At 66.2% G+C, this 7333-nt stretch carries 5 protein-coding genes and 1 tRNA gene; 3 read left to right on the top strand and 3 right to left on the bottom strand.

Features of this window, described 5'->3' with window-relative positions; genetic code table 11:
- The first annotated feature begins 98 nt into the window (after nucleotides 1–98).
- The gene (gene pheS, locus VNC39_RS06855; protein ID WP_325397500.1) at nucleotides 99–1166 is read left to right on the top strand and encodes a phenylalanine--tRNA ligase subunit alpha; all 1068 of its coding nucleotides are present in this window, start codon (nucleotides 99–101) and stop codon (nucleotides 1164–1166) included.
- A gap of 5 nt (nucleotides 1167–1171) precedes the next feature.
- Nucleotides 1172–3625 (top strand): phenylalanine--tRNA ligase subunit beta, encoded by a 2454-nt coding sequence (pheT, locus tag VNC39_RS06850; RefSeq protein ID WP_325397498.1) that lies wholly within the window; start codon nucleotides 1172–1174, stop codon nucleotides 3623–3625.
- A gap of 156 nt (nucleotides 3626–3781) precedes the next feature.
- Here pheT and VNC39_RS06845 read toward each other — a convergent pair whose 3' ends face one another.
- The 3 genes from VNC39_RS06845 to VNC39_RS06835 form a co-directional block, all read right to left on the bottom strand.
- Nucleotides 3782–3985 (bottom strand): ribbon-helix-helix domain-containing protein, encoded by a 204-nt coding sequence (locus VNC39_RS06845; protein WP_325397496.1) that lies wholly within the window; start codon nucleotides 3983–3985, stop codon nucleotides 3782–3784.
- Nucleotides 3969–6605: an MMPL family transporter gene (locus tag VNC39_RS06840; RefSeq protein WP_325397494.1), complete on the bottom strand. Its 2637-nt coding sequence runs from the start codon at nucleotides 6603–6605 to the stop codon at nucleotides 3969–3971. The genes VNC39_RS06845 and VNC39_RS06840 overlap by 17 nt, the downstream gene beginning before the upstream one ends.
- A gap of 152 nt (nucleotides 6606–6757) precedes the next feature.
- Nucleotides 6758–7066: a YggT family protein gene (locus VNC39_RS06835; RefSeq protein ID WP_325397492.1), complete on the bottom strand. Its 309-nt coding sequence runs from the start codon at nucleotides 7064–7066 to the stop codon at nucleotides 6758–6760.
- Nucleotides 7067–7194: 128 nt separating this feature from the next.
- Here VNC39_RS06835 and VNC39_RS06830 point away from each other — a divergent pair.
- A tRNA-Ala gene (locus VNC39_RS06830) sits at nucleotides 7195–7270 on the top strand.
- The last annotated feature ends 63 nt before the right edge of the window (nucleotides 7271–7333 follow it).

Genomic DNA, 7333 nt, shown 5'->3' with positions numbered 1-7333 from the left:
CTTGATGGACCGTTCTTTAGCGGTCTGATTTTGTGAGAATTCCACCTCCGGGCGGCTCGTGCCCAGCTGCGCCCCGGAGAGCGAGATTAGGTGATGCCATGCTGACCGAGGACTTGAAGGTTTCGCTGCTTAAAGATCTGGACCGGATCGTCCGGGCGGATGCGCAAGAGTTGGAGACCCTGCGCGTGGCCATGTTGGGGAAGAGTGGCAGCATCACAACCGCGCTGAAATCGCTGGGCAGCATGGAGCCGGAAGCGCGCAAGGAAGCCGGCGCCGAAATCAACCGGATCAAGGCGTTGATCACCGACGCGCTGACCGCGCGCAAAGCGGTCCTGGACGAAGCGGCGTTGAATGCCCGGCTGGAAGCGGAGCGGATCGACGTGTCCCAGCCGCCGCGCCCCGAGCTGGCGGGCGCGATCCATCCGATCAGCCGCACCATGGAGGAACTCGCGGCGATTTTCGGCGCCATGGGATTCGAGATCAAGGAAGGCCCGGACATCGAGAATGACTGGAACGCCTTCAGCGCTCTGAACATCCCCGGTCACCACCCGGCGCGGGCGATGATGGACACGTTCTATGTCAACGCGAAGCTCAATGAGCGCCCGGCGCTGCTGCGGCCGCATACGTCCTCGGTGCAGATCCGCACCATGCTCGCCCAGGAACCGCCGATTCGCATCATCGTCCCCGGCCGGACCTTCCGCTCGGACCACGACGCCACGCATTCGCCGATGTTCCACCAGACCGAGGGGCTGGTGATCGGCAAGGACATCACGCTCGGCCATCTGAAAGGCTGCCTGATTGATTTCCTGCGCGCCTTTTTCGACGCGCCGGACCTGCCGGTGCGGTTCCGCGCCAGCTATTTCCCGTTCACCGAACCCTCGATGGAGGTGGATATCGGCTGGAACCGCAAGACCGGCGAGATCGGCAAAGGCGGCGACTGGCTGGAGATTCTCGGCTCCGGCATGGTGCACCCGAACGTGCTGGCCAATTGCGGCATCGACCCGCGCGAATATCAGGGCTTCGCCTTCGGCGTCGGCATCGAGCGCATCACCATGCTCAAGCACGGCATCGCCGATCTGCGCCTGTTCTATGAAAGCGATGTGCGCTGGCTGCGCCATTACGGCTTCTCCGCCCTCGCCCCCGCCATGCTGCACGAAGGTTTCTAACTCCGATGAAATTCTCTCTTTCCTGGCTGAAAACCTGGCTGCAGACCGAGGCCACGCTCGACGAGATCGTCACCACCCTTTCCGCCATCGGGCTGGAGGTGGAGAGCGTGGAGAACAAGGTCGAGAGTCTCGCCCCGTTCGTCATCGCCGAGATCATCGAGGCCGTTCAGCACCCGAATGCCGATCGCTTACGCGCCTGCCGCGTGAATGCCGGCGGCGGCGAGCTTTCCGTGGTGTGCGGCGCGCCGAATGCGCGCACCGGCCTGAAGGCGGTGTTCGCCCCGCCCGGCGCCTATGTGCCCGGCAGCGGCATCACGCTGAAAGTGGGCGAGATCCGCGGCGTGAAATCCGAGGGCATGCTGGTCTCCACGCGCGAGCTTGGGCTCGGCGAGGAGCATGACGGCATCATCGAACTGCCGGCGGACGCGCCGGTCGGCACGCCTTACGCGCAATGGGCCGGGCTGGACGATCCGGTGATCGAAATCAGCGTCACCCCCAACCGCGGCGACGCGCTCTCGGTGCGCGGCGTGGCGCGCGACCTGGCGGCCGCCGGGCTCGGCACGCTGGTCGATTTCCTCCCTGGCGCGGTCACCGCCGCCGGCGCCAGCTCCGTCATCTGGCACAACGAGTTTCCCGAAGCCTGCCCCTGGGTGCTGGGCCGCACGGTGCGCAACGTGACGAACGGGGAAAGCCCCGACTGGCTGAAAGCCCGCCTTACCTCGATCGGTCTGCGGCCGATCAATGTCCTGGCCGACATCACCAATTTCTTCACCATCGATCTCGGCCGCCCGCTGCATGTGTTCGACGCGGACAAGGTGGCGGGCGGCGTGCTCACCCTTCGCCGCGGCGCGGACGCGGAAGAGTTCGCGGGACTGCACGGAAAACCGGTGCGCGTGGGGCCTGAAGATTGCGTGATCGCCGACGCCAACAGCGCGCAGTCTCTGGCCGGCATCGTCGGCGGCGAGGCGACCGGCTGCGACGCGGGCACCACCAACGTGTTCATCGAATGCGCCCTGTTCGACCGCGTGCGCATCGCTTTGACCGGCCAGCGCCATGGCATCTTCTCCGACGCAAGGCAGCGCTTCGAGCGCGGCATCGATTCCCAGCTTCTGCCCGAGGCGCTGGACGCCGCCACGTCGATGGTGCTGGCGCTGTGCGGCGGCACAGCCAGCGAGGTCAGCGCAGCCGGCACCCGGCCGGATTGGACGCGCGAGGCCAGCCTGCGCTTCTCCCGGATCAAGTCGTTCGGCGGCTCGGAGACCGGGCCTGATGAGGCCGTCGCCGCCTTGCAGCGGCTCGGCTTCGGCGTGCTGGCGCGCGATGCGCAGCAGGTGCAGGTACGCGTGCCGAGCTGGCGCAACGACATCGCCCAGCCGCCGGCACTGGACCAGGCCGCCCTGCCCAACGCCGCCGCTTCCGCCGCGGGCGCGGCGCAGATCGAGCCGGAAGTCGATTTGATCGAAGAAGTACTGCGGCTGAACGGGATGGATGCGATCGCCCCGGTCTCGCTGCCGGCCGAGGCCGTGATTCCGGCGCCGGTGCTGACACCCAAGCAGGCGCGCACGTCCCTCGCGCGCCGGGTTCTCGCCACGCGCGGCCTGCTGGAATGCGTGACCTTCAGCTTCCTCGACCACGAGACCGCCGCCTTGTTCGGCGAGACGCCGGAGAGCCTGCGCCTGGCCAACCCGATCGCCGCCGATCTCGACCAGATGCGCAACACCCCGGTGGCGCCGCTGGCGCTGGCCGCCGCCCGCAACGTGGCGCGCGGTTTTGGCGATCTCGGCCTGTTCGAGATCGGCCCGGCCTACGAAGCCGACACGTCGCAGACGCTCGTGGCGGCAGGTGTACGGGTCGGCAACACGCCGCTCTCCGCCCTCGCCCCTGCCCGCCCCTACGATGCGATGGACGCCAAAGCCGATGCGCTTTCCGTGCTGGCCGCCATCGGCGTGCCGCTGGATGCGGTCACCACCAGCCCGGGCGGCGCCGCCTTCTACCATCCCGGCCAGAGCGGCACGTTGCGCCAGGGGCCGAAGACCGTGCTGGCCGCCTTCGGCACGCTGCATCCCGGCCTCTGCCAAAAGCTCGACCTACCGCTCGGCAGCGTCGCGTTCGAAGTGTTCCTGGACGCGGTCGCCGAGCCGAAACGCCGCCGCAAGGCCGCCCCCGTGCTGCCCGCCTTCCAGCCCTTACGCCGTGATTTCGCGTTCCTGCTGCCCGCGGACGCCCCGGTGGAAGCCTTGCTGCGCGCCGCCAAGGGGGCGGAGCGCAATGTCATCACCAACGTCGCGCTGTTCGACCGCTACCAGGGCAAGGGCGTGCCGGAAGGCCAGGTGTCGCTCGCCATCGCGGTGACGCTGCAGCCGACGGAAAAGAGCTTCTCCGAGGCCGAACTGGAGGCCATCTCCGCGAAAATCGTCGCCGAGGTCGCGAAAAAGACCGGCGGCGTGTTGCGGGGGTAAGACAGGGAAAGGAACAGGAAGGAAGCGCTACTTTTTGTGAACAAAAAGTAGCAAAAAAACTTTGTTATGCTGGGCCATGGGCTGTGTCGGCGACAACGCCCATGGCCCAGCGTAAAAAAGTTTTTGCGGCGCTTTTTTCAAAAAGCGCCTGCTTCCTTACTTCCTTGCGTTCAACGCAAACACCCGCAGCGCCGAAGCGAGCTTCTGCTCCGGCGCGCGGGCTGAATCGATGCGCGTGATCAGGGCCGCCAATGTCAGCCCGTCGCCTGCTGCCAGCGCCGCCAGCGCCTCCCAGAATTCCGGTTCCAGGGCGATGCTGGTGCGGTGGCCGGAGAGGCTGAGGCTACGCTTCTCGAGCATTGCGCTCCGGCATGGCGGCGCGCCGGTCGGCCTGTGCGCTCAGCGTGTACAACATGGCCGGGAGGAAGATGAACGTCGCGATCAGCACCGCCACGAGGCTGAGCAGGAGCAGAATGCCCATGCTCGCGGTGCCGCGGTCATGCGAGGCGGCGAGCGAGCCGAATGCCGTGCTCGTGGTCAGGGCCGAGAACAAAACCGCCTGCGCCGTGGCCGAGGAGAGGAATTTGCGCATACCGGCGCGGAAATTCATGACGAAATACACGTTGAACGAAACGCCGACGCCGAGCAGCAGCGGCAGGGCGATGATGTTCGCGTAATTGATCGACAGGCCCCACAATTTCGCCAACAAGGCGGTGAGCAGCGCCGAGAGCGTCAAAGTCGCCAGCACTAGCAGCGTGTCGCGCAGATTGCGGAACACCACCACCAGGATCACGGCGATGGCGGCAAACGCCAGCAGCGCTGCCTCGCGGAACGAGTGCAGGATGGTCTCGGCGGTGGCGATGGTGGAGATCGCCGGCCCGCCGGCATCCGGGGCCACTTCCAGCACCGCCTTGGCGAAGCGGTTCAGCCCAGCGGAGGTTTGCGCGGCCTCAGTGGGGAAGGCTTCCACACGCACCTGCCCGTCCGGCAGGAACCAGTCCGCGGCGATGCCCTTTGGCAGGTTCGCCATGGTGATCGGCTGCGGCGACAGGCTGCTGCCCAGGCGCTGCAATTCGTCCGGCAGGAACCGGGTGACGGCGGCGTTCATCGCCAGCACCTCGGCGTCGCTGGCCGTCTGCAATTGCCCCAGAACGGCGGCGATGCCGAGCAGCGGCGAATCCGGCGGCAACTGCTTCGCCACCTGCATGATGCCATCATGCGCCTTGGCCATCGCGGCGCGGATCGATGACGCCGTCACCGCCGGCGGCGGTGAATCGGCCGCCAGGAGGGTCGGCGCCAGGATCGATTTGACCTGCTCGAGCATCGCCAGCTTCTGCGCCTGCTGCTCCGGCACAAACGTCGCCCCCGACAGCGTCCCCGCCACTTCCGGTAACGCGCCCAGCCTGGCCTGCAGTGCCCTGGCCGCATCCAGGTTCGGCGCCAGCGCCTCGGCATAAAACGGGTTGGTCGTGGGATTGGCGATCAGCCTGAGCAGCGTGCGCATGCTCTCGCTGTGCGGGTCCTTGGTATCGAGCGGGTTGGCATCGAAACTTATGGTCGCCGCGCTGGCGGCGCCGGCCATCGCCAGGACCGCAAACATCAGCAGCACCGGCCGGCGCCGGCGCTGCAAGGCGCGGTCGAGCGGCGCGCCGAACGGCAGGCCGACCGGCAGCGCCTCGGCGCCGGGACGGAATAGCCAGAGCAGCGCCGGCAGGAAGGTGATGGTGCAGAGCAGCGCGATGAACATGCCGGCCCCGGCGATAACGCCGAGTTCGGCGACGCCGACGAAGGGCGTCGGCGAGAAGGCGAAAAAGCCGCAGGCCGTGGCGGTGGCGGCGAGCGCGATCTGGCCGCCGGCCTGACGCGCCGTCTCCGGAATCGCCCGCGCCAGATCGGTCACGCCATGCCGCACGTCGCGCAGGCGCACGCAGAACTGGATGGCGAAATCCACTGCCAGGCCGATGAACAGGATCGCAAAGGCGACCGAGATCAGATTGATGACGCCGATGAACACAGCGGTGAAGCTGACCGTCAGCGCCAGGCCGAGCAGCAAGGTCGCCAAAATCGGCATGATCAGCCGCCAGGAGCGCAGCGCCAGGAACAGCCACAGCGCGATCAGCAGCACGCTGATGATGCCGCCCACCACGAGCCCCTGGGTGAGCGAGGCGAATTGCTCGTCAGCCAGGGGCACCTGCCCGGTATAGTTGACCGTGGCGCGGCCGGCTTTCACATCCGGCAGGCTTGCCGCGATGCGCACCAGCGCCGCCGTGGCCACCCCGCCCGGCTCCAGCGCGCCCTGGTCGAGCCTGGGATGCGTCAGCACGAACTCGGTGTTCTGCATGCCGACGCCGCCGGTGATCAGGCTCTGCCAGGACAGCGGTTCCGGATGGCCGGCGGCGGCGGCGGCGAGATTTTGCTGCACGCCCTCCAATGCGCTCCGATAGGGCGTCAGGTTGGCCCCGGTGGAGACGCCCTGTGCGATCAGGCTGAGGCCGGTGAACAGGCCGCGCGCCGAAGGGTCGGCCGCGAGCTGGCCGAGAAACGGCTGCGCGGCGATGATGGAGGTCAGCAATTTGGTCAGCTGGTCCGTGGGCAGCAGCAACAGCCCTTGCTGGGCGTAGAAGGCCGATCCCGCCGGATATCGCGAATCGCGGAAATGCGCCTTGTCCGCGTTGAGCGCGGCGTTCAGCGCCGAAGCGGTCTCGCGCGCCTCTTCCGGCGTCTTGGCTTGCACCACCGCGACAAGCAGATTGTCGAATTGCGGAAAATCCCGGCTTTCGCGGATCTGCGCCTGGCGCCAGGGCAATGAGCGGGCAAACAGGGCATCGGTGTCTGAATCCAGCCGCAAATGATGCGCCGAATAGGCCAGGCCGGCCACCGCCAGCGCCAGCAGCACGATGACGGTGGGCCAGGCGAACCTGCGGGCCGTGCCGACGATCATGAAGATCAGCCGGCTGAGGGTCAAAACGAAAAGACGCAAATCCCACCCTTTCCAAACGAGCCGCACACATGGCGCACGATTGCTTTACATCAACCCTGCTCCATTTGTTCGCGCACGCCATTTTATGGCGCCATCAGATCGCGTTGCGCACCAATTTCAAGTCACATTGTGGCATGCGTACGGCGGTGGGATCAGAAACCCAGCCCGGCCATGACCAAACGGCCATAAACGTCCGATAACACGAACTGCAGCGCCTGGAGGACCAGGATCGCCACCAGCGGCGAGAGGTCCACATTGCCGAACAGCGGCAGGAAGCTGCGAATCGGGTTGAGCACCGGGTTGGTCACCCGGGTGAGGAAATCCATCAGGGAATAGACGAAGCGGCTCCGGTAATTCACCACGCCGAATCCGAGCAGGATGCTCAGCACCGCGTTGGCGATGATCGCCAGGATCATCAGGTGGATCAGTTCACCGAGCAGCCAAAAAATTGCGAACAGCATCAATTGCCTCGTGTCTTACCGGCGCATGAGTAACTATGGGTTGCGTTCCTGGCAATGTTTTCACATCGGCTGTTGACTTCGTACGGCAAATGCGCGATTTCGCGCTCCACCATGGACCCTTGGGTTCCGGGGCTGTAGCTCAGTTGGTAGAGCGCGTCGTTCGCAATGACGAGGTCAGGGGTTCGATTCCCCTCAGCTCCACCAAATCCCTCCGAGATTAAAAACCATGCGAGATCCCACGCGAGACTCCGCCTTTGCGCTGCTGCA

Source organism: Acidocella sp. (assembly GCF_035535915.1).
Lineage (GTDB): Bacteria > Pseudomonadota > Alphaproteobacteria > Acetobacterales > Acetobacteraceae > Acidocella.
The sequence above is the reverse complement of the archived record's forward strand: the minus strand, read 5'-3'. Positions and strand labels throughout refer to the sequence as shown.